Origin of the sequence: Streptosporangium vulgare (assembly GCF_042428775.1) — a bacterium.
In the GTDB taxonomy this organism is placed as follows: domain Bacteria; phylum Actinomycetota; class Actinomycetes; order Streptosporangiales; family Streptosporangiaceae; genus Streptosporangium; species Streptosporangium vulgare.
This window is the reverse complement of the sequence record NZ_JBHMBS010000024.1, coordinates 1-20471: the sequence shown is the minus strand read 5'-3', so window position 1 is coordinate 20471 and position 20471 is coordinate 1. Positions and strand designations below refer to the sequence as shown.

Sequence of the window (20471 nt, the reverse complement as noted above, 5' to 3'; positions counted from 1 at the left end):
GCGCTCCCTCATCAGAAACGCTCCGGGAAGAGCAGGGCCGCGACCATGAAGATCACCAAACCGGCGACCACGACGAGACCGACGGCGTTGACGGCGCTCACAACCGTTCCACCGCCCTGACGACCAGCCCGAGGATCACGAAAACCGCGACCGTCAGGGCGACGAAGATGACGTCTGCCATCCCCACTCCTCGAATCCGGGGTTCACTCGCCACCGCCCGACGGGCGGGACATATGCAAGGAAACCCCCGTTTTCCGCCCTTTTTGCGCGTCTTGACGGGTCCCATACGCCCCGGCCTCGAGGCTTGACGCCTCCCCTACGCCCGGCCCGGCCCGTGGACCGGAGGGCCTCACGGCATCCGGACGGGAGGGGCCGGGCGGGGAGCGCGGGCGGTCACGACGCTGCCGCGGAGGTGTCGACCCGGCGCGACCCGGCGCGACCCGGCGCGACCCGGCGCGACCCGCACGGTTCAACCCGTCGCGGAGAGGCCGACGCGATGCGGCTCGGCCCGGCGCGGCTCGACCCGGTCGGCGAGACGGCGAAGGGCCGTCGCGGTCACTCTGCGGACGGCGGCGGCGTGCCGCCGTGGCGGGCGCTCGGGCACCACGGGCGCGTCCGGGCGGGCGGACAGCACGTGACGTCTGGTCGCCCTGTCGGCCAGGATCATCGCCGTCGGATCGAACATCGGGCACTCCTTCCGGTCAAGGGCAGCCCGGGAAGGGCCGCCTCTCACTTCAACCCGTCCCGCAGGGCGGCCAGCGGGCCGTCCCAGTCGCGGGCGAGCACGGCGAGGAACTGCTGCGCCACCTTCATGGGCGCGGAGTCCAGCCGGTAACGGACCCGGCGCCGCTCCCCCGGCTCGGCCACCACCAGCCCCGCCTCGGCCAGCAGGGCGAGGTGCTTGGCGATGGCCTGCCGGGTGATCGGCAGCCGGGCGGCCAGATCCGTCGCGGTGGCCGGCCCCCCGGCCGCGAGCGCGGCGAGGATCCCCCGCCGGCTCGGATCGGCCAGGGCGGTGAAGACCTCCTGCGCCACCGCCTCCAGGTCAGACATGTCCGTCGAGGTACGCGACCAGCTCACCCAGCTCGTTCGTCCAGCCCTTGGTGTTGCCCGAGTAGGCCGCCCCGTGGGCCTCGGCGTCCGGCAGCTGCGCGAACCCGCTTTCGACCATGGTCAGCGTGGTACCGCCGCCGGCGGGCTCCAGCGTGAACTCCACGTAGGTGCGTCGCGGATCCCCGCCGGGAAGGCCGGCGACCGGCCAGGTGTAGCCGAAGACGCGCGGCGGTTCCAGGCGCTCGATGGTGAGGGTGGCGGTGTCTCCGCTGTCCCAGGTGAGCCTGGCCTCGCCACCGACGCGCAGGTCGACCTCGGCGCGGTGCCCGAACCAGGTGCCCAGGCCCTCGGCGGTGGTCAGTGCCGCCCAGACCCGCTCCGGCGGGTGGGCCAGCTGAACCGTGCGCTCGATCCGGTCGGGGAATGTCATACCGTCTCCTTGAGTAGCAACCATTCGGTTGCTACTCAAAATATGGCAATCAACTGGTTGCGTCAACCCTCGGGTCCACCGGATCCCCGCGCAGTCCCCGGCCGCCCGATCCCGCACCGGCGACGGCCCGGGTTTCCGCGAAAGATCTTCTTGCTCCCGGTCCCGCTCCTAAGGTGGTACGAGATCCACCGATACGCGGGGGCGGGTCCTGAAACGGTGGGTCCTGGATCAGAGCCATGTGTCGGTTTCGAGGGTGCGCGCGAGGGGGCACCGGACGGGCCCGGGGGGGGGCACCGGGGGCCTGTGACGGGACGGCCGCCGCGACGGTTTCCGAAGTGCGTCGTACACAGGTCAGACGGGGGAACGGGTGACCAGAGGCGAGGAAGTTCGGTTCGGGGTGCTGGGACCGCTGGAGGTGACGCGTGAGGGCCTGGTGGTTCCGGTCTCGGCGGTCAAGCAGCGGGTCGTGCTGGCGACGCTGCTACTGCACGCCAACCGGCCCGTCTCGCTCGACCTGCTGATCGAGCGGATCTGGGACGGCACCGCGGAGAGGGAGGGAACGCGCGCGGCGGTGCAGGCCCATGTCGGCCGGCTGCGCGGCACCCTCCAGGCCGGCGCCGGTCTCGAAGGCCGCTCCCCGATCCGGACTCGTGACCACGGCTACGGCATCGAGGTGACTCCGGACACCCTCGATCTCGCGCGGTTCCAGGACCTCGTGAGCCGCGCGGCGGAGGCGGGTGACGCCGAGGAGGAGGGCGCCCTGCTCAGGCGGGCTCTCACGCTCAGCCGGGGGCCCATCCTGGCCAACGTGCCGTCGGCCTCTCTGCACCAGGTCGAGGTGGCGTGGCTGACCGAGGAGCACCTGCGGGTGCAGGCGCGCTGGTTCGACGTGGGTCTCCGGCTCGGCCGCCACGACGAGCTGGTCGCCGAACTCCGGACGGTCACCGCCGCCCACCCGTTGCGCGAACCGTTCTGGGCCCAGCTGATGCTCGCGCTGCACCGATCCGGGCGGCAGGCCGAGGCGCTGCGGGCGTACGAGAGCGTCGTCGCGCTGCTCCGTGAGGAGCTGGGCGTCGATCCCGGGGGCGAGCTGCGCCGCCTGCACCGGGCCATCCTCTCCGACGACCCGGAACTCGCCCTCTCCCCCGCCGCGGCCAGGACGGCGATCGCCCCCTCCACCCGCGAGGTGGCGCGGGCGGACGGCGGCCACGACGGTCCTCCGGTCCCCGCGGAGCTTCCGGCGGACGCGGCGACGTTCGTCGGACGCCGGAGCGAGCTGCGCCTTCTTCACGACGTGCTCACAGGAGACGGGCCCGGAAGGGTCGCCGTCGTCGGCGCGGGCGGGACGGGCAAGTCCGCGCTGGCCGTACACGCCGCGCACGGGGTCGCCGAGCGGTTCCCCGACGGCCTGCTCTACGTCAACCTGCACGGTGCCACGCCGAACGCGGAGCCGCTGGAACCGCAGGAGGTGCTCCGGCGCTTCCTGCGCTCCCTCGGCGCGGCCGAATCCGCCATCCCCACCGAGGTGGAGGAGGCCGCCGGGCGTTTTCGGTCCTTCACCAGCGGCAGGCGGGTGCTCGTCGTCCTGGACAACGCCCGCGACGCGGCGCAGGTACGGCTGCTGCTGCCGGGCGGTGACGGCTGCGGCGTGCTGATCACCAGCCGCAGGGCGCTCGGCTCGCTGGACGGGGTGGCGCACCAGCGGCTGGGCATGCTGCCGGACGAGGAGGCGCTGTCGCTCTTCGCCCGCCTGGTCGGCTCCACCCGGGTGGCCGAGGAGCCGGGACCCGCCGCCGAGGTCGTACGGCAGTGCGGGAACCTTCCGCTCGCCGTGCGCATCGCCGCGGCCCGGCTCACCAACCGGCCTGCCTGGCGGATCTCCACCCTCGCCGACCGGCTCGCCACCGAGCACCGCCGCCTGTCGGAACTGCGGGTCGACGACCATGCCGTCCGGGCGAGTTTCATGGTCAGCTACCAGGACCTGACGGCGAACCACGACGACGCCGACGCCGCCCGCGTCTTCCGCCTGCTCGGCGCGCTCGACCTTCCCGGCGTCTCCGTCCCGGTGGCCGCGGCCCTGGCCGCCGTCCCCCACGAGCGGGCCGAGGAGCTCCTCGACCGGCTCGTGGACATGCAACTGGTGGAGAACCCCGCCCCAGGCCGGTACGCCATGCACGACCTGCTGCGCCTGTTCGCCCGTGAGAGGGCCGCGGAGCAGGAGAGCCGGGAGTATCTGGTGCGGGCCGTCGAACGCGTGTGGCACCACTACGTCGCCACCGCGCGCACCGCCACCGGCCTGGTCCGCCCGAAGGCGAGATGGCGTACGGAGGTGGGTGTCCAGGTGCCGTCCTCCCAGGACGTGGGGCTGACCACCAAGGAACACGTCTACCGGTGGACCGACGCCGAGACGTGCAACGTGCTCGCCGTCGTCGCCCAGGCGACCAGGGCGTCCGACCACGAGGTGGCCGCCGCGCTGGCCGCGGCCTTCGCCTTCCCGCTGTACGACCGGGGCCGGTGGGGTGACCAGCTCGAACTCTTCACCACGGCGGTCCGCTCGGCCGAGAGCTCCGGCGAGCCGGATCATCTCGCCCTCGCCTACAGCGACCGGGGCTGGGCCCTGTCGCGGCTGGGGCACCTGCGCGAGGCGATCGACGATCTGCGGCGGTCGCTGGAGGTCTACCGCCGGATGGGCAACCACCACCGCGCGGCCACCCAGCTCGAAGGGCTCGGCGGCGTCTACCGGCGGCTGGGCGACTTCGAGAACGCGATCGGTCACTACCTCCAGGCGCTCGACGGGTTCCGCGAGCACGGTGACCCCTACCTGCAGGGCGGGGCCCTGTCCAACCTCGGGGTCACCTACCAGCACGCCGGCCGCCACCGGGAGGCGATCGACGCCCACACCCGCTCGATCGCCTTCCTCCGCGACAGCGGGGACACCCTGGCGGCGGCGGCCGCCCTGGGCAACCTCGCCGAAGGCCACCGGCTGGCGGGCGAGGCGAAGCAGGCGGCCGTCCTCTTCGAGGAGACTCTCGCCCTCGACCACCAGGAAGGTCTCGCGGGCACCTACTGGGAGGCCGAACATCTGTGGGGGCTCGGACGGGCCCTGCACGACCTGGGCGAGGACGACGAGGCCCGGCGGTGCTGGCGCCGCTCCGCCGAGATCCTCCTCACCCTCCGCCTCATCGGCGCCGAGGAGAGGGACGCCGTGGTGGCCGCCGACCACCCGCCGACCCCCGAGATCATCGAACGCCACCTCTGACCGTCCCCGCCGGGGGTCCGGCGGGGAGTTCGTCGGTGATACGTCGGCGGCCTGTCGGTGACATGTGGGCGCGCGTCCCTACGGTCTTCCCCGGGCGCGTCCTCGCGTGCCGAACGACGCATGCGCGGTCTCCTTGGCATGCCTCCGCGAGGACGAGCCGACATCCCATCAGTCAGAAGGAGCGGTAACGCATGTCTTTCAACCTCTCCAGGGTCGTCCTGGTCACGTCGGTGGTGGCGCTCGCCGTGCTGCCGGCGGTTCAAGCCGCTCAGGCGGTGGCCGGGCCGCCGGAGAAGGCGGCCGGTGCCGTCGGGGTCCCCACGTCGCTCGGCTCCAGTCTCGACGTCGACGAGAAGCTCGAGGCCGACGACTATCTGCGGTCTCCGAACCAGCGGTTCAGGCTCTACATGCAGAAGGACGGCAACCTCGTCGTCCGTGACGGGGAGCAGGCGCTGTGGGAGTCGAGGACGGCGGGCGCGGGGGCTTTCGCCTACCTGCAGAAGGACGGGAACTTCGTCGTCCGCTCCGCCTCGGGCAAGGCCCTGTGGACCAGCAGGACGAGTGGCACGGGCGTCAGGCTGACCCTGCGGGACGACGGCGACGTGGTCATCCGGTCGGGTTCCGGCAAGGCGCTGTGGTCCTGGAAGAGCACGTCCTGGAGGCTGGCCACCGACGAGTCGCTCAAGGCGGGTGACTACCTCCGGTCACTGAACCGCAAGTACCTCCTTCACATGCAGGCCGACGGCAACCTGGTCCTCCTCAACGAGGCGAAGCGGGTGCTGTGGCACACCGAGACGGGCGGCAACCCCTCGGCGTTCGCCCACATGCAGAAGGACGGCAACTTCGTCGTCCGTTCCACCTCGGGCAAGGCCCTGTGGAGCAGCGGCAAGAGCGCTCCCGGCGGCACGCTCTACCTGCAGGACGACGGCAACCTCGTCATCCGCACCGTCGACGGCGAGGCGGCCTGGACCAGGTAGGAGGCCGCCCGGGAAACCGGGGTGGGGGTGCCGCCGACGGGGACGGCGGCACCCCCACCAAGAGGGTTTCCCGCACAACCCGCACAGCCCGCACAGCCCGAGTGGTTTCCCCCGCAGCCCGAGTGGTTTCCCGCGCAGCCCGAATGAACGGCCGCCCCCTTCCTCACAAGATTCACGACGTCAACGCCCGCACGTCACAGTAATCCCGGAAATCCCGGCCACCCCTTCTGCAAGCAGATCGCCGATACCTGAACCGGGCGACGAACCTTCGACCGGCCCAGGGCGATCGACCCTCGAATCGGTTCTCAGAAAGAAGAACTCAGATGCCCTCTCTCCGGCTTCGTACCACGCTCGTCTCGGCCGCCGCGCTGGCGGCCGTCGCGATGGCCACCACCACCGGCGCGTATGCCGACCCCGGCCACGACAGACCCGTCGCGGAACCCGGCTTCCCCTCCCCTGAGGCGCCCGGAAATACGGACGCCCGGAAACTGCCCGCGAAGGCCGGCAGCCCCGAAACGAACCTGGCCGACTATCCGAAACTGACCGACGAGCAGATCGCCGAGAAGATCGCTCAGGAACGTGCGGAGAAGGCCAAGGCCCCGGTGAACACGACTCCCGTCATGGAGGTGACCGCCACGGAGTCGCTTCCCGACGGGACCGTACGGGTGGACACCTACACGCCCGCGCAGGGCGTGGCCCCCGAGCGGCTCGCCGCCTCGCTGCGCGAGGAGGGGAAGCGGAACGTCAAGGTGACCTCCCACGCCCTCGAGTCCCGGACGAAGTCCGACGTCGGGACCGCGGCGGCGGACGACTGCGCCTACGGCCAGGCACGGAGTGTCACCTGCCCGGTCTCGTACTGGCGGAACCTGGGCCGGGGAAACCCGGTGGTGATGTTCAGCGACTACTCGAGCGCGGCATGGCCGACGGACGCCGCCGTGTACAAGTGGAACGTCGTTCCCAACATCGACAGCTGGTACCGCTACGGGGGCCACTGCGACGTGCTCAACGACGCCTTCTGTGTCAACGTGTACTCCGCCAACTACGGTGACACCGGCTGGTGGGGACGCACCACCCACTACTACGTCCCGCCGAACTACGGAGCCATCATCGGCGCGGAGGTACACCTCAACGACGCCCCCAACCTGACGGCCGCGCAGCGCAACAGCACCGTCATCCACGAGCTGGGCCACGTACTGGGCCTGGGCCACAACATGTGGAGCGGTGACGTCATGTACGCCTACGCGCCCTCCAGGCAGGACATCGGCGGGGAGAACTCGGCGCTGCTCCAGTCGATCTACTCCGTCTACCGTTAGGGCGTGACCCACTCGGCGGCCGCTCGTCGCACATGGCGTGGACGCGTTTCCTCGGCGACCGGTCCCCGACGAGTTGTGGGAACTGTTTCAGCGCGTGGTTTCCGTCGGCGCCCCCTGCCGCAAGGCGGTGGGCGGCGCCTTCACCGAGGGAAGGAAAAAGGGCATACGATCGGCGCCTGCCCGGCCGGACCCGTTTGACCGCCGAGCCACCTGACCGAGAAAATCGAAAGTCAGTAAAGGCCGGGAGCCGTCACCGATTGCTTGACAATGGCGTTCTCCCCGGAAATGGTGAAGCCGAGGATGCCTGAACGGCCAGCGCCCTGGGGAGCACCATATGATTCCATTCATTCCCGCCCTGAACGAGAACCGGGTGATCGCCGAAAGTCTTCGCGGTATAGACCAGAGAATCAAGGCGGAAAACAAAGGGGTTTTCTCCGAGGCCGTCATCCTGTTCGACCACGTGCCGGTGCACCGCACCCTGCCCTACAGCGGCTACGACGGCTACGCGGTGGCCGGCAGGAGCCTGCGCTTCGCGCTCACCGACCCGAGGCCCGACGCCCGCGAGCCTCGCAGGCCCTACTACGTCTCCGACAAGGAGGCGAACGTCTCGCTGGCCGACTCCGAGGTGGTCAGCCTGGAGCAGGCCTGGCGCTGGCTGACCGACTGGAAGCAGAGCAAGGCCCTGTTGCGGGAACAGATCGTCCAGCGGCACCAGGTCTGGCGGAACAGCCGGGAGGCGGCGGCGTCGGACCTGCGGGCCCGCGAGTACGAGCGGGTGCGCTCCGATCCGGATCCGCTCCCCCTCCCTCCGCAGATATGGGGGCCGGAGCAGGAACGCGCCTGGCAGGCCGACACCGACCGCGGGGAGGTGGCGGCGTACCAGGAACTCCAGGCGTGGGACGGCTATCCCCGTTCGGTGACCGTGTTCCTGGTCGGCAACATCGGCCCCTGCGACGGGTGCAAGGCCCGGTTGAAGGTTTTCCTGTACGAGCTCAGCGCGGAGCTGTTCCCCAAGGCGCTGGTGATGGTGAAGGCCGTGTACACCGGCGACCAGTGCAAGCGCGGAGTGCGCGGCACCACCGACCGGCTGGAGACGGAATACGGATATCCGGACCGCGCCGAGCAGCAGGAGTTCCGGTTGGACGGCGAACCCCTCCGGCGCGCGTGGGTCCGCCTGGTGACCGCGTGGCCGGTACGGCAGTAGGTCTCCGCAGGACGAGGATGGCGGCCGGGGCGAAGAGGATCCGGAGCGGGGACGGAGCGATGCCGATGGGCCTGCCCCGCGATGCCTCCGAAACCGGAGATCCTTTCATCAAGAATGGATCATGCGGCGTCAAGCACAGGTAGCGAACACTGCCGGTGTGGACGATTCGCCCACACCGGCAGTGAAACACACGGGGAACATTCTCATTTCGAGCAATTGCCCTTTATGACACAAATGCCATCCGAAGCGGCGGGCTCGCGAGAAGCGCTCATGGAGTCGCGTCACCCCGATGGTCACCCGGCAGGGACGCCCCTCACCCGGCGGGCGCCGGGCTGATCTGGAACAGGGCCGCCTTCCACTCGCCGTCGTGGCGGGTCAGCGCGGTGGTGGCGAAGACCCTCATGGTCTGCTTGTCCGTGCCGTTGACGAGCACGTCGATCTCCACGGTGGCGGTGTGGGTCGCACTGCCGTCGCCCAGCACGATCACCCGGTGGTCGCTCAGCTCCGTGCGCGTGTACGGGTTCCGGTTCTCGGCGAACCCCCGCAGGATCGCCTTCCGGTCGTCCATGATGCCCCACTGCGACACGCTCAGCGGCGTCTCGGTGAGGAAGCGGTCGTAGAAATCCGCGTCGCCGTTCCTGTTGGCCTCCCAGGCCCGCTCGGACAGCTCGACCAGCTCGCGCTCGATCGACTCGCGCTCGGTCCGCTCACGCTCAGGGCTCATCGCCGTACCCTCTCTCTCGCTGACACCGGTTTAACCAGTGTCAGTGTTACACTCGACCCATGACCCTGGCAAACGGCATGGAGCTCACCGCCCCCGGCAGGAGGAGCTTCAGGTTCGACGCCGGCACGCTCTGCCTGGAGCTTCTCGTCACCGGGGGCGAGGGAGAGCTCGCGCGGTGGGAGCGGCTCCACACGCCCGGCGACCTCGCCGCCTGGATTCCGCACTCCCGGGCCGGTCTCGGCGACCTCGTCCAGGTCTCCGCCGGCGACCTCGCCGCCACGCTCCGCCTGCGCGCCGCCCTCCAGCGGCTCGCCGCGACCGCCGCCTCGGGCTCGCGCGCCTTCTCGGCGGCCGACCTCGCCACGCTGAACGAGGCCGCCGCCGCGCCGCCGCCCGCCCCGGTCATCGGCCCCGCCCTGGAGCGCTCCTGGGCCTCCCCCGTCACCGGGGCGCAGTTCCTCTCCGCCGTGGCCCGCGACGCCGTCGAGGTGTTCGGCGGACCGGCCCTCGACCGGATCAGGATGTGCGGGGGCGAGCGCTGCGCCCTGCTCTTCCTCGACACCTCACGTCCCGGGGCGCGGCGCTGGTGCTCGATGGAGCGCTGCGGCAACCGCCACAAGCTCCGCACCCGCCGCGACCGCCACCCGGCGGGCTGACGCCCCTTCAGGAGCAAGTCTCCGGGGGCATGCCTTCCGAGGTACGCCGACCGGTCCGAGTAGTCTCCTGTCCGACACTCGCGTCGTGACCCGCCGGGACCTGACGGACCCGTCCCGGCGGGTCACGACGTGGACCCCCCTCCCAAGGAAGTGCGATGACCTCACAGACGGCGGGACGTTTCGGGCTGGTCGGCAGCGGGTGGCGTTCGGAGTTCTTCGTACGCCTGGCCAGGCAGCTGCCCGAGCGGTTGTCGGTGTCCGGCGTGGTGACCAGGTCGCGGGAGCGCGGCGCCGAGGTCGAGGCCGCCTGGGGTGTGCCGGCGTTCCGTTCCGTCGAGGAGATGCTCGCGGCCGGACGTCCCGAGTTCGTCATCCCGTCGGTGCCGTGGCCGGTCACCCCCGAGGTGACGAAGGAACTGGTGGGGTTCGGCGTGCCGGTGCTGGCCGAGACGCCTCCCGCGGCCGACCTGGACGGGCTGCGCGACCTGTGGGCGGCCGTCGGGTCCAGCGGCCTGGTGCAGGTCGCCGAGCAGTACTCGTACATGCCGGGGCACGCGGCGAGGCTGGCGCTCGTGCGCGAGGGGGTCATCGGGCAGGTGACCTCCGCGCAGATCTCCTCGACGCACCTGTACCACGCCGTGTCCCTGATCCGGCACCTGCTCGGGGCCGGTTTCGGGGAGACCACGGTGACGGCGCGCTCGTTCACCGCCCCGCTGGCCGACCCGCTGTCCAGGGACGGCTGGACGGGCGACTCCACGCCGAAGGAGGCGGCCACCACGATCGCCACCCTGGGGTTCGCCGAGGGGATGGGGCTCTACGACTTCACCGACAACCAGTGGTGGAACCCGCTGCGCGCCCGGCGCGTCGTCGTCCGGGGATCGCTGGGAGAGATCGTGGACGACAGCGTGGTGCGCCTGGCCGACCCGAGGACCCCGGTGGAGTCGCGGCTCACCCGGCGCCAGACCGGGATCGACCTGAACCTGGAGGGCCGCGAACTCGACCACATCAGCTTCGACGGGCGCGTGGTCTACCGCAACGAGTACCGGGGCGCGCACTTCTCCGAGGACGACCTGGCCGTCGTCTCGCTCCTGTGCCGGATGACGTCCTGGTGCCGGGGCGAGGCCCCGGAGCCCTACTCCCTGGCCGACGGCTGCCAGGACCACCTGATCGGCCTGGCGATCGGGGAGTCGCTGCGTACCGGCGCCGACGTGACCACCGGCCGCGAGGCCTGGGCGCGGTAGCACTCGCCGGGCCGCCCGACACGGCCGGGCGACCGGGCGGTCCGACGCGGTACGGCGGAGAAGGTCAGTGACCCGCGCTCTGGCCACCGTCGACGTGCAGGATCTCGCCCGTCACGAACGGCGCGTTCTCCAGGTAGACCACGGCGTCGGTGATGTCGGAGATCTCGCCCAGGCGGCCGACCGGATGCAGGGCGGCCATGGCCTCGTGCGTCTCCGGCGCGTGCATCGGGGTCCGGATGACGCCCGGCGACACCGCGTTGACCCGCAGCCCGCGACCGGCGTACTCGATCGCGAGCGACTTCGTGGCCGACTGCAGGCCGCCCTTGGTGAGCGACGCGAGCACCGACGGCACGCTGGAGTTGGCGTGGTCGACCAGGCTGGTGGTGATGCTGACGATGTGGCCGCCGCCGTGGGCGAGCAGGTGCGGGACGGCCCGCCTGGTGACCTGGAAGAACCCGGCCAGGTTGATCCCGAGGTAGGTCGCGAGGTCGTCGTCGGTGTAGTCGGTGAACGGCTTGGCGACGAAGATCCCGGCGTTGTTGACCAGGGTGTCGAGGCGGCCGAACTTCCCGATCGCGGTGTCGACGACCCTGTCGGCGGTGCCGGGGTCGGCGATGTCGCCCTGGACGGCGAGGATCTCCGGGTCCTCGGGCTGCGTGATGGAGCGTGACGTCGCGACGACGGCGTAACCCAGCCCACGGTAGGCGGCGACGAGGCCCGCGCCGATGCCCTGGGAGGCCCCAGTGATGATCGCGACCTTCTGTTCCTGCGTGCTCATGCGATGACTCCCTACTAGCCGACTGGTCTACTACTTCAAAGTAGACGACCGGTCTAGTATTCGTCAAAACCCGTGGAACGCCTTCGGAGCCGGGGAGCCTCCGAGGGCGTTCCGGCTACCGGCCGAGGACGCGCGAGACGTGGTAGTGCCGGATGCGCCATGCGTCGCCGTCGCGCACCAGGACGAGGGAGAGGTTCACCGGCACCGCGCCCTCGTCGCCACCGAGGAACGTGACGGCGGCGAAACCGCCCGCCACCGCCTCCCCGAGCGCGTAGGTGCGCAGGGCCCCCACCTCGGCCGTACGACCGGGCGGGACGGCCTCGTAGTAGGCGCGCACGGCCTCCCGGCCGGACACCGGCTCCGGGAGGAAGCCCAGGAACAGCGCGTCGTCGGTGAACAGCTCGGCCATCGCGTCCGGCCGGTGGCCGTCGAACGCGGCCTTCCATCGCTCCAGGATCGCGCGCATCGGATGACTCATGACTACCCTCCGTTTATAGACGACCGGTCTATTTGGGAACATAGACGACCGGTCGTACACTTGTCACATGGGACGGACCAGTGACGCCAGGGAGAAGATCCTCACCACCGCGCGGCGGCTGATCGAGCTGAACGGGTACTCCGCGCTCGGCGTGGCGGAGATCTGCAAGGCCGCGGGCGTCCCGAAGGGCAGCTTCTACTACTTCTTCGAGTCCAAGGAAGCACTGGTCCGGGCCGTCATCGACGAGGAGTGGACCGAGGAGCGCGACGGCTGGAAGGTGATCCTCGGCGGCGACGGCGCCCCCCTGGAGCGGCTGCGCCGGCTGTTCGAGGCGACCGCGGCCGAGCAGCGCGCCGGCAAGCAGTCGTGCGGCACCGTCTCCGGCTGCATGTTCGGCAACCTCACGCTGGAGCTGAGCAACCGGACCGAGCCGATCCGCGTCCGCCTGCAGGAGATCTTCGACGCCCAGGTCGGCATGGTGCGGTCCGTCGTCGAGGAGGCGCGCGAGCGGGGCGAGGTCACCGTGGCCGACAGCACCGCGGCCGCCCGGGCCGTGGTCGCGCAGATCGAGGGCCAGGTGCTCTTCGCGAAGCTGTACAACGACACCCAGGGCCTCGACACCATGTGGCTCAACTGCCTGGCCCTGCTGGGCGCCCGCCCACCGGAGCGGGCGGCCGCCGTCTAGGACGTCCTCCTCGGCCCGTCAGGACGGCCCTCGCACGAGCTCGACACGTCAGGACGGTCCTCTGGGCACCAACCCGGCATACCGGAAGATCCTCTCGGCCCGAGCGGGCCGACGACCCGGGTGAACGGCCGAGCGCCGGACGGGAACCCGGACGCGGCCGGGATCCCGTCCGGAAGGCGTGCGGGAAGAAGGTGGAGAGCGCCGCCCGCCCGGGGGGTGACAGGCACAGGCGGGCGGCGCCGTCGGGGAGCCGCTCAGCGCAGTGACAGCTGGAGCAGCAGATCCTTCACCTCGGTGGCGGCGATCCGGTCGCTGGCCACGGACGGGTCGGAGCAGAGCAGCACCGGCCCGTCGAGGGGGTTGTCGGGCAGACGGCCGTGCGAGCCCCGGATGGCGCGGGCGCCCGCGTCGAGGCCGACGACGTTCATCGTGTAGCGCATGCCGGTCTTCTTGCGCAGCAGCGCCACGGCGGCCCTGCGCTTGGCGGCGCCGGGGGCGGCGGGGTCGAAGAACAGCTCGGCGGGGTCGTAGCCGGGCTTGCGGTGGATCTCGACCAGGTTGGCGAAGTCGGGACGCCGGGCGTCGTCGAGCCAGTAGTAGTAGGTGAACCAGGAGTCGGGCTCGGCGACGAGGACCAGCTCCCCGGCCCGCGGGTGCGCGAGCCCGTTCCTCGCCTTGCCCTCCTCGTCGAGCACCTCGGCGACGCCGGGCAGGCCCGCGCAGAGCTTGGCGACGGCCGGGATGTCGGCGGGGTCGGCGACGTAGACGTGGGCCACCTGGTGGTCGGCGACGGCGAACGCGCGGGAGGTCCAGGGGTCGAGATACTCCATGCCGTCCTGGGTGTAGACCTCCAGCAGCCCCTCGGTCCGCAGCAGCCGGTTGACGTCGACCGGGCGGGAGACGTCGGTGATCCCGTACTCCGACAGGGCCACCACGGTGGTCCCGCGCGCGACGGCGGCGTCCAGCAGGGGGGCGAGCACGGTGTCGAGCTCGGAGGCGGCCGCGGCCGAGCGCGGGTCGGACGGGCCGAACCGCTGCAGGTCGTAGTCGAGGTGCGGCACGTACGCCAGGGTGAGGTCCGGGTCGTGGTCCTTCATGATCTGCTCGGTGGCGCGGCAGATCCAGGTGGACGAGGCGATGCCCGCCCCCGGGCCCCAGTAGGTGAACAGCGGGAAGTCGCCCAGCTTGCCGGTGAGCTCGTCGTGCAGCTCCGGCGGGTAGGTGTAGCAGTCGGGGTCCTTGCGCCCGTCGGCCCGGTAGATGGGCCGGGGGGTGACCGTCCAGTCGACGTCGGCGCCCATCGCGTACCACCAGCACACGTTGGCCACGGTGAAGCCGGGCCGCTCGCGCCGGGCGGCGTGCCACAGCTTGTCCCCGCCGACCAGCGCGTTGTGCTGGCGCCACAGGAAGACCTCGCCGAGCTCGCGGAAGTACCAGCCGTTGCCGACGACGCCGTGCTCGGTGGGCGCGACGCCGGTGAGGAAGGTCGACTGGGCCGAGCAGGTGACGGCGGGCAGCACGGTGCCGAGCTCGGCCTGGAAGCCGCCGTCGGCGACGGCGCGCAGCCTCGGCATGTGCGCCAGCAGCCTCGGGGTGAGCCCCACTACGTCGAGGACCAACAACGATGTCATGCTTTCACTCCAAGATCGCGCATCTCGGCGCGGGCGAAGTCCAGCTCGTCGGCGATGCCCGCCGCGAGCTGGTCGGGGGTCTGCGGACGCAGCGCGGGTGGCAGCACGCCCCAGGTGTAGGTCTCCACGTCGAAGTGGTCGCACAACGGCTCGGGGCCGCCGACCAGCTCCGCGAGGGCCTCGCGGAGCACCGGCGCGGTGGTGGCGAGCGGCGCCTCCGGGGCGACGTGCAGCGGTACGTGGTAGTGGACCCGCCACGGTCCGGGCAGCTTCCGCTCGAACGCCTCGTCGAGGTCGTCGGCGTCGTCGCCGGCCGCGTTGCGGGTCTGGTGCAGGAAGCGCGGCTCGACGTACTCGCGCAGCGTCTCCGGGTCGTCGCTCTCCAGGGCGGCGGAGACCTGGACCTTGACGATGGGCAGGCCCGCCTCGGCGTACCGGCGCAGCGCGTCGGCGGGCCGTTCCCAGGCGCACGCCAGGTGGGCGAGGTCCAGGCAGATGCCGAGCCGGTCGGTGTCGACGCCGGACAGGGCGCGTACGGCCTGGTCGGTGGTCTCCACCACGCAGCCGGGCTCGGGTTCGAACGCGACCCGGATGACGCGGCCGGTGGCGGACTCGACGGCGGCGAGCCCGGTGGCGAGCTCGTCGAGCCTGCTCATGGCGAGGCGTGACATCTCCTCGTCCCAGGGGTCGCGCCAGGCGAGCGGGAGCGTGGAGATCGACCCCCTGGCGGCGTCGTCCGGCAGCAGCGCGGCCAGGACGTTCGCCAGGTCGAGGGTGTAGGCGAGCCGTTCGGGAGTGGTCCAGTCGGGGTGGTAGACCGCGTGCTTGACCACCGGGTCCTGGAACGAGCGGTAGGGGAAGCCGTTGAGCGTGACGACCTCCAGCTCCCGCGCGTCCAGCTCGCGGCGGAACCCGGCCAGCAGCGCGGGGTCGGCGGCGAGCGCGGCGGCGACGGGCGCGGCCAGCCAGAGCCCGAGCCCGAGCGTCTCGGCGCCGAGACGGGCGCGGATCGGCACCGCGTACGTGTCGAGCTGCTCGACGATGCCGTCGAGGTCCTCGGCCGGGTGCACGTTGGTGCAGTAGCTGAGGTGCAGCGCCCGGCCGCCGGGGTGACGCAGCCGCATCAAGACCCTCCGCGCTTGATGGAACTGCCCTCGAACGTGGCCTCCCGCGCCCCGGCGACCTCGGACAGGTCCAGGCGTCCCGACTGGCCGTAGAACTCCACGGGGTTGCGCCAGAGCACCCGGTCGACGTCGTCCTCGCTGAACCCGGCCTCCAGCATCGCCCTGCCGGTCTCCAGGGTGAGCAGCGGGTCGGACACGCCCCAGTCGGCGGCGGAGTTGACCAGCACCCGCTCCAGGCCGTGCTCGCGCAGGATCTCCACCATGCGGGGCGGTGACATCTTGGTCTCGGGGTAGATGGAGAAGCCCATCCAGCAGCCCGAGTCGTGCACGATCCCGGCGGTGACCTCGTTGAGGTGGTCGACGGCGACCCGGCCGGGCGCGATGCCGGACGAGGCGACGACGTCGAGGGTGCGCTGGGTGCCCCTGGCCTTGTCGCGGTGCGGGGTGTGCACGAGCGCGGGCAGCTCGTGGTCGACGGCCATCGCGAGCTGCCGTTCGAAGGCGTCGTCCTCGGCGGGGGTCATCGAGTCGTAGCCGATCTCGCCGACCGCGACGACGCGGTCCTTCTCCAGGTAGCGCGGGAGCAGGTCGAGCACGGGCCGGCAGCGCGGGTCCCCGGCCTCCTTCGGGTTCAGCGCGATGGTGGCGTGGTGCAGGATGCCGAACTGCCCCGCGCGGTACGGCTCCCAGCCGATCAGCGAGTCGAAGTAGTCGGTGAACGAGCCGGGGTTGGTGCGCGGCTGGCCCAGCCAGAAGGCGGGCTCCACGATGGCGAGCACCCCGGCGGCGGCCATCCTGGCGTAGTCGTCGGTGGTGCGCGACGTCATGTGGATGTGCGGGTCGAAGATCCGCATCAGGCCTCCTTCTCGCTGGTCGGACGGTCGGGCTTCTCGCTGGTCAGGCGGCCGAGCAGGGCGGTCGCGTCATCGGGGGTGTGGCGCCCGGCCGCGGCGCGCTCCTCGGCGAACGCGGCCAGCATCCCGGCCAGTTCCGCGTCGGCCCGCTCGTCGAGCCGGTCCACGGCGGCGAGCGGCACGCCCATGAACACGCACTTGAGCACCGCCTGCCGCCACATGGTCTGGTCGAGGTGGCCGGCGTAGGGGCCGAGCGCGGCGGCCACCAGGCGGGTGTCGTTGGTGCGGATCGCGTCGTGCAGGAGCGGCACCGCCTCCGCGCCGACGGGCAGCAGCGGCAGGGCCTTGAGCACGGCGCGCTTCTCGTCGGCGTCGCCGTACCGGTAGAGGTCCGCGACCTGCCCGGCCACCGCCTCCGGCGGGAGCGCGGCGAGCAGGACGGCCCTCGCCGCCTCGTCGGCGGTCCAGCCGGGAGCGTCCGGCAGCGGTGCCCGTCCGGCGCGCCGTCCCGCGGAGGCGAAGTGGCGCGTGACGCTCTCGGGTTTGGCGGCGACGCCCTCCCGGGCCTCGCCGAGCCACTCCTGGTCGAGCGCCGCCAGCAGGGCGTCCGCCTGGATGCCCTGGGTGCTCGGTTCCGGTGTCATGCGTTCGTCCCTTCTGCGGCGGCCGCGCGCAGGAAGTCCAGGGATCGGGCGGCCACCTGCGGCGCGGCGTGCGAGTGGCGGGGCAGTTCGACCGCGACGAGGCCCCGGTAGCCGCACTCGGTCAGGGCGCGCAGCACGGGAGGGAAGTCGATCTCTCCCTCGCCGAACTCCAGGTGCTCGTGCACGCCGCGGCGCATGTCGTCGATCTGCACGTTGACCAGATGGCCGGCGACGGCCGTGACGCAGTCGGGGACCGGGTCGGGTTCGAGGCAGCGGCAGTGGCCGATGTCCAGCGTGATGCCGAACCCCGCGGGCTCGCCGAGCTCGGCGTGCAGCTTGCGCCACCCGGCGATCGACTCGACGAGCATGCCGGGCTCGGGTTCGAAGCCCAGCGGCACGCCGGCGGCGTCGGCCGTCTCGGCGAGCCGGGCGCAGCCGTCGACGAGCCTGGCCCAGGCCGTGGCCTCGTCGACCGTCTCCGGGCGCACCCCCGCCCAGAACGACACCGCCTCGGCCCCCAGGTCGGCGCCGATGGCGACCGCCCGGTTCAGGAAGTCCAGGCGCGTCTCGCGCTCGTCGTGCAGCAGCGTGGGGGCGTGCTTGTGCCACGGGTCCAGCAGGTAGCGGGCGCCGGTCTCGACGACCACGCCGAGCCCGAGGTCGCGCAGCAGGTCGGCCGTGGCCGCGACCCTGCCCGCCAGCCCCTCCTCGTACGGGTCCAGGTGGTCGTGGTCGAGCGTGAGCGCGACCCCCTGGTAGCCGAGGTCGGCGATGACCCGGAGCGCGTCGGCGAGCCGGTGGTTGGCGAAGCCGTTGGTGCCGTAGCCGAACCTCGGCCCGGCGCTCGTGCCTGTGCCGGCGGGGCTCACGTGGGGGACACCTTCCTGGCGAGGGCCCGGCCGAGCGGGACGGCGGCCGCGACCACGATGCCCTCACGGGTGGCGCCGCTGCGGGCGACGAGCGCGCCCTGCAGGGCGGGCAGCGCGACGATGCCGGTGCCGACGGCGGCCCGCATCCGGGAGGCCGACGGCTCGGCGACCGCCTGGGCCTGGGACAGGCCGAACCTGGCGGCGTACCAGCCGGTGAGTCCCGCTTGCACGATCCGCACCACCTGCGCCGCGCGCGCGGTCTGCGGCTTCGGCGAGGCGTCGCCGCGGCCCAGGGCGGTGGCCACCGCGAGCGCGACGGTACCGGCCAGGGTCGCCACCGGCAGGCGCCGGTCGGAGCCGGAGACCTCTGCGCGCGACAGCGCGGTGAGCAGGTAGGTGTGGGCGGCGACGGTGAAGGCCGAGGGCAGCGCGTCCGCGACGCTCCGCCCGGGGGTCGCGCCCAGCAGCACGTCGAGCCCCCTGCAGAGCGCCATCGCCAGCGGTCCCGCCGCCGTGTTCTTCGCCACCAGGTCGTACGACCAGACGGCGGCGGCGAGCGGGACGGCGACCGCGAGTGCCCGGCGACCGCCGGAGAGCCCGGCCGCCGCCAGACCGGCGACGGTGAGCCCGGCGGCGATCCCGAGCGCGGCGCCGGGCGACACCCGGCCGGACGGGATCGGCCGCTCCGGGCGTTCCACCGCGTCCAGGTGGCGGTCGGCCCAGTCGTTGGCGGCCATCCCCGCCCAGTACAGGCAGACCGAGGAGCAGGCCAGGCCGAGGGTCCTGCCGCCGAGCACCTGCCCGGCGGCGGCCCCGGCGACGACGTCACCGGGTACGGACAGGGCGGCGGGGGCGCGCACGAGCTCCGTGAGGTCGCGCAGCGACGGCATCAGACCGGTTCCTCTCCGCCGAGGGTGCCGGCGAACTCCCGCAGCACCCGCCACTGGTCGGCCAGCGCGTGCGGCACCACCCCGAGCGGGTCCTTGAAGAAGAAGGCCAGCTCGCCCAGCGGACCGGTGCGGCCGGAGCGGTGCGCCGCCGCGGTGAGCCTCGCCAGGTCCAGGATCAGGGGCGCGGCGAGGGCGGAGTCGCAGCCGTGCCAGGTGAACTCCATACGCATGGGCGTACCCAGGAACCCCTCGAAGGTGACGAGGTCCCACGCGGTCTTGAAGTCGCCGATGTCCTCCACGTACTCGATGCGGGTCTCGCCCTGCGGGGTGTAGCCGAGCGTCTCGCCCAGCACCCGCTGCTTGCTGGCGGCCTTGGCGGCGTTGGCCGCGGGGTCGGCGAGGTTGGCGCCGTCTCCCCCGCCGAGGAGGTTCATCCCCGACCAGGTGCGGACCCGCAGGTTGCGCTGGGCGAACATCGGGGCGAGCACCGACTTGACGAGCGTCTCGCCGGTCTTGCCGTCGTGGCCGCCGTACGGCAGCCCCGCCAGACCGGCGAGCCGGTCCAGGGCGGGCAGCCTGGCGCCCGTCGAGGGGGTGAAGTCCACGTAGGGACAGCCCGCGCGGAAGGCGGCGTACGCCGTCAGGGCGCTGGGCGGCAGCAGGTCCTGGGAGACCGCCAGCTCGGCCTCCAGCAGCTCCAGGTCGGCGTACGCCGGATGGGGCTCGGGTGCCGGCTCGGTGGTCGAGACGTTGATGACGACGACCCGTTCCAGGCCGTGCCGCAGCCGGAACTCGGTGATGTCGGCGCTGATCAGCTCCGCGGTCGCGGCCTGGTTGTCCGCGAGCGGCACCTGCCGCAGGTTCTCCTCGACGCCGGCGAGCTCCTCGCGCAGGGCCTCGACCAGCCTGGCCGGGACGATCCCGGCTCCGGCGAGCGCGGCCGCCTTCTTCTCCAGCGGGGTGGGCACGATGTCGTGCCCACCGAACACCAGGTCTCCCAGACCTGGCAGTCCGGCGCCGCCGAACTCGGGGAGTTCCGTGACGCAGCCCGTCGGCTGGGCGAGACCGGCGCGCACCGCTAGCGCTCCGATCACACTTGTGACGGCGACGGAACCTCGTGCTCCTACCAGCCACACTCCCGTACGCATCTGGCCTCCTGTGGTGAGTCGACTCCTGGGGATGACAATCTTCATCCGCCCGGCCGAGGCCGGACGGCGCCGATGACATCACCTTTTCGGCCGTCCGGTCGGAGGGGATGTCACGGCGGGTATACGTGGTCGTTGAAACGGAGGAGACGACCCCGCTGCGGGTCGAGCCGGGAGGTCCGACCCGCTTGTGCAAGGAATCGTACGTTGTGCGGATATTACGGATATATGTCTCAGGGGTATATTTTTCCGCCAGACCAGCTGAACGGAAGAAAATCCTGTCAGCGAGCTCGGCCAGGAGCCTCGGGCCGGGAAGTCCGGCCCGAGAGGTACGCCCCGAGAGGGTCTCGGTTCCGTTTCGGACCGGCTTTCCAGCCGGGTTCCGGCCTGGAGTTTCAGGCCGGGTTCCCGTCCGGGGATTCGGTCCGGAGATTCAGTCCGAGGAGAAGGCGGCGTCGAAGGCCGCGGTGGGCGGGGTGATGGCGTTGAGCTTGCGGATGATGGCCAGCGCGTCGG

21 protein-coding genes are annotated in these 20471 nt (G+C 71.8%); 7 read left to right on the top strand and 14 right to left on the bottom strand.

Annotated features, from left to right (window positions below):
* Positions 1-11 precede the first annotated feature (11 nt).
* From kdpF to ACFFRH_RS34175, 4 genes are all read right to left on the bottom strand, one after another.
* On the bottom strand, positions 12-101 hold the full coding sequence (gene kdpF / locus ACFFRH_RS34190; RefSeq protein ID WP_344745511.1) for a K(+)-transporting ATPase subunit F: 90 nt from the start codon (positions 99-101) through the stop codon (positions 12-14).
* A 368-nt stretch (positions 102-469) separates the two neighbouring features.
* Positions 470-685, bottom strand: a complete 216-nt coding sequence (locus tag ACFFRH_RS34185) for a hypothetical protein (protein WP_344745512.1) — start codon at positions 683-685, stop codon at positions 470-472.
* A gap of 44 nt (positions 686-729) precedes the next feature.
* Positions 730-1053, bottom strand: a complete 324-nt coding sequence (locus tag ACFFRH_RS34180) for an ArsR/SmtB family transcription factor (protein WP_344745513.1) — start codon at positions 1051-1053, stop codon at positions 730-732.
* On the bottom strand, positions 1046-1483 hold the full coding sequence (locus tag ACFFRH_RS34175; RefSeq protein ID WP_344745514.1) for an SRPBCC domain-containing protein: 438 nt from the start codon (positions 1481-1483) through the stop codon (positions 1046-1048). The genes ACFFRH_RS34180 and ACFFRH_RS34175 overlap by 8 nt, the downstream gene beginning before the upstream one ends.
* Positions 1484-1850: 367 nt before the next feature.
* Between ACFFRH_RS34175 and ACFFRH_RS34170 the strand changes: the two genes are divergently transcribed.
* From ACFFRH_RS34170 to ACFFRH_RS34155, 4 genes are all read left to right on the top strand, one after another.
* Complete coding sequence (locus ACFFRH_RS34170; RefSeq protein ID WP_344745516.1) at positions 1851-4742, top strand: AfsR/SARP family transcriptional regulator; 2892 nt, start codon at positions 1851-1853, stop codon at positions 4740-4742.
* A gap of 191 nt (positions 4743-4933) precedes the next feature.
* Entirely contained in the window at positions 4934-5719 is a 786-nt protein-coding gene (locus tag ACFFRH_RS34165) for a bulb-type lectin domain-containing protein (RefSeq protein WP_344745517.1), read from the top strand.
* 323 nt (positions 5720-6042) lie between these two features.
* Positions 6043-7032, top strand: a complete 990-nt coding sequence (locus ACFFRH_RS34160) for a matrixin family metalloprotease (RefSeq protein ID WP_344745518.1) — start codon at positions 6043-6045, stop codon at positions 7030-7032.
* Between the two features lie 334 nt (positions 7033-7366).
* On the top strand, positions 7367-8236 hold the full coding sequence (locus tag ACFFRH_RS34155; RefSeq protein WP_344745519.1) for a hypothetical protein: 870 nt from the start codon (positions 7367-7369) through the stop codon (positions 8234-8236).
* Between the two features lie 313 nt (positions 8237-8549).
* Here ACFFRH_RS34155 and ACFFRH_RS34150 read toward each other — a convergent pair whose 3' ends face one another.
* Positions 8550-8960 (bottom strand): YybH family protein, encoded by a 411-nt coding sequence (locus ACFFRH_RS34150; RefSeq protein ID WP_344745520.1) that lies wholly within the window; start codon positions 8958-8960, stop codon positions 8550-8552.
* 59 nt (positions 8961-9019) lie between these two features.
* Between ACFFRH_RS34150 and ACFFRH_RS34145 the strand changes: the two genes are divergently transcribed.
* Positions 9020-9616 carry a CGNR zinc finger domain-containing protein gene (locus tag ACFFRH_RS34145; RefSeq protein WP_344745521.1) on the top strand — a complete coding sequence of 199 codons (597 nt, stop codon included), beginning with the start codon at positions 9020-9022 and terminating at the stop codon, positions 9614-9616.
* Between the two features lie 155 nt (positions 9617-9771).
* Positions 9772-10857, top strand: a complete 1086-nt coding sequence (locus ACFFRH_RS34140; RefSeq protein ID WP_344745522.1) for a Gfo/Idh/MocA family protein — start codon at positions 9772-9774, stop codon at positions 10855-10857.
* Positions 10858-10921: 64 nt separating this feature from the next.
* Here ACFFRH_RS34140 and ACFFRH_RS34135 read toward each other — a convergent pair whose 3' ends face one another.
* Together ACFFRH_RS34135 and ACFFRH_RS34130 are read right to left on the bottom strand one after the other, a co-directional pair.
* Positions 10922-11635 (bottom strand): SDR family NAD(P)-dependent oxidoreductase, encoded by a 714-nt coding sequence (locus tag ACFFRH_RS34135; protein WP_344745523.1) that lies wholly within the window; start codon positions 11633-11635, stop codon positions 10922-10924.
* A gap of 115 nt (positions 11636-11750) precedes the next feature.
* Complete coding sequence (locus ACFFRH_RS34130) at positions 11751-12113, bottom strand: YybH family protein (protein ID WP_386161519.1); 363 nt, start codon at positions 12111-12113, stop codon at positions 11751-11753.
* Between the two features lie 67 nt (positions 12114-12180).
* Between ACFFRH_RS34130 and ACFFRH_RS34125 the strand changes: the two genes are divergently transcribed.
* Positions 12181-12798: a TetR/AcrR family transcriptional regulator gene (locus ACFFRH_RS34125; RefSeq protein ID WP_386161517.1), complete on the top strand. Its 618-nt coding sequence runs from the start codon at positions 12181-12183 to the stop codon at positions 12796-12798.
* Between the two features lie 254 nt (positions 12799-13052).
* Here ACFFRH_RS34125 and ACFFRH_RS34120 read toward each other — a convergent pair whose 3' ends face one another.
* From ACFFRH_RS34120 to ACFFRH_RS34090, 7 genes are read right to left on the bottom strand one after another with little or no spacing between them, the layout of a single operon-like run.
* Positions 13053-14429 carry an alkaline phosphatase family protein gene (locus tag ACFFRH_RS34120; protein WP_344745526.1) on the bottom strand — a complete coding sequence of 459 codons (1377 nt, stop codon included), beginning with the start codon at positions 14427-14429 and terminating at the stop codon, positions 13053-13055.
* On the bottom strand, positions 14426-15553 hold the full coding sequence (gene eboE / locus ACFFRH_RS34115; RefSeq protein ID WP_344745528.1) for a metabolite traffic protein EboE: 1128 nt from the start codon (positions 15551-15553) through the stop codon (positions 14426-14428). The genes ACFFRH_RS34120 and eboE overlap by 4 nt, the downstream gene beginning before the upstream one ends.
* On the bottom strand, positions 15553-16407 hold the full coding sequence (locus tag ACFFRH_RS34110; RefSeq protein WP_344745529.1) for a TatD family hydrolase: 855 nt from the start codon (positions 16405-16407) through the stop codon (positions 15553-15555). The genes eboE and ACFFRH_RS34110 overlap by 1 nt, the downstream gene beginning before the upstream one ends.
* Entirely contained in the window at positions 16407-17051 is a 645-nt protein-coding gene (locus ACFFRH_RS34105) for an EboA domain-containing protein (protein ID WP_344745530.1), read from the bottom strand. Before ACFFRH_RS34105 ends, ACFFRH_RS34110 begins: the two co-directional genes overlap by 1 nt.
* A complete protein-coding gene (locus ACFFRH_RS34100) occupies positions 17048-17920 on the bottom strand; it encodes a sugar phosphate isomerase/epimerase family protein (protein WP_344745532.1) in 873 nt (290 codons plus the stop codon). The genes ACFFRH_RS34105 and ACFFRH_RS34100 overlap by 4 nt, the downstream gene beginning before the upstream one ends.
* On the bottom strand, positions 17917-18810 hold the full coding sequence (locus tag ACFFRH_RS34095) for an SCO3242 family prenyltransferase (RefSeq protein ID WP_344745533.1): 894 nt from the start codon (positions 18808-18810) through the stop codon (positions 17917-17919). The genes ACFFRH_RS34100 and ACFFRH_RS34095 overlap by 4 nt, the downstream gene beginning before the upstream one ends.
* Positions 18810-19904 carry an inositol-3-phosphate synthase gene (locus tag ACFFRH_RS34090; RefSeq protein WP_386161513.1) on the bottom strand — a complete coding sequence of 365 codons (1095 nt, stop codon included), beginning with the start codon at positions 19902-19904 and terminating at the stop codon, positions 18810-18812. Before ACFFRH_RS34090 ends, ACFFRH_RS34095 begins: the two co-directional genes overlap by 1 nt.
* Positions 19905-20471: the final 567 nt, after the last annotated feature.

Coding starts and splice junctions, on each gene's coding strand:
- ACFFRH_RS34150 (WP_344745520.1), bottom strand. CDS start 8,960: ATGAGCCCTGAGCGTGAGCGGACCGAGCGCGAGTCGATCGAGCGCGAG.
- ACFFRH_RS34160 (WP_344745518.1), top strand. CDS start 6,043: ATGCCCTCTCTCCGGCTTCGTACCACGCTCGTCTCGGCCGCCGCGCTG.
- ACFFRH_RS34110 (WP_344745529.1), bottom strand. CDS start 16,407: ATGCGGATCTTCGACCCGCACATCCACATGACGTCGCGCACCACCGAC.
- eboE (WP_344745528.1), bottom strand. CDS start 15,553: ATGCGGCTGCGTCACCCCGGCGGCCGGGCGCTGCACCTCAGCTACTGC.
- ACFFRH_RS34145 (WP_344745521.1), top strand. CDS start 9,020: ATGACCCTGGCAAACGGCATGGAGCTCACCGCCCCCGGCAGGAGGAGC.
- ACFFRH_RS34135 (WP_344745523.1), bottom strand. CDS start 11,635: ATGAGCACGCAGGAACAGAAGGTCGCGATCATCACTGGGGCCTCCCAG.
- ACFFRH_RS34140 (WP_344745522.1), top strand. CDS start 9,772: ATGACCTCACAGACGGCGGGACGTTTCGGGCTGGTCGGCAGCGGGTGG.
- ACFFRH_RS34165 (WP_344745517.1), top strand. CDS start 4,934: ATGTCTTTCAACCTCTCCAGGGTCGTCCTGGTCACGTCGGTGGTGGCG.
- ACFFRH_RS34180 (WP_344745513.1), bottom strand. CDS start 1,053: ATGTCTGACCTGGAGGCGGTGGCGCAGGAGGTCTTCACCGCCCTGGCC.
- ACFFRH_RS34155 (WP_344745519.1), top strand. CDS start 7,367: ATGATTCCATTCATTCCCGCCCTGAACGAGAACCGGGTGATCGCCGAA.
- ACFFRH_RS34125 (WP_386161517.1), top strand. CDS start 12,181: ATGGGACGGACCAGTGACGCCAGGGAGAAGATCCTCACCACCGCGCGG.
- ACFFRH_RS34105 (WP_344745530.1), bottom strand. CDS start 17,051: ATGACACCGGAACCGAGCACCCAGGGCATCCAGGCGGACGCCCTGCTG.
- ACFFRH_RS34095 (WP_344745533.1), bottom strand. CDS start 18,810: ATGCCGTCGCTGCGCGACCTCACGGAGCTCGTGCGCGCCCCCGCCGCC.
- ACFFRH_RS34130 (WP_386161519.1), bottom strand. CDS start 12,113: ATGAGTCATCCGATGCGCGCGATCCTGGAGCGATGGAAGGCCGCGTTC.
- ACFFRH_RS34185 (WP_344745512.1), bottom strand. CDS start 685: ATGTTCGATCCGACGGCGATGATCCTGGCCGACAGGGCGACCAGACGT.
- ACFFRH_RS34120 (WP_344745526.1), bottom strand. CDS start 14,429: ATGACATCGTTGTTGGTCCTCGACGTAGTGGGGCTCACCCCGAGGCTG.
- ACFFRH_RS34175 (WP_344745514.1), bottom strand. CDS start 1,483: ATGACATTCCCCGACCGGATCGAGCGCACGGTTCAGCTGGCCCACCCG.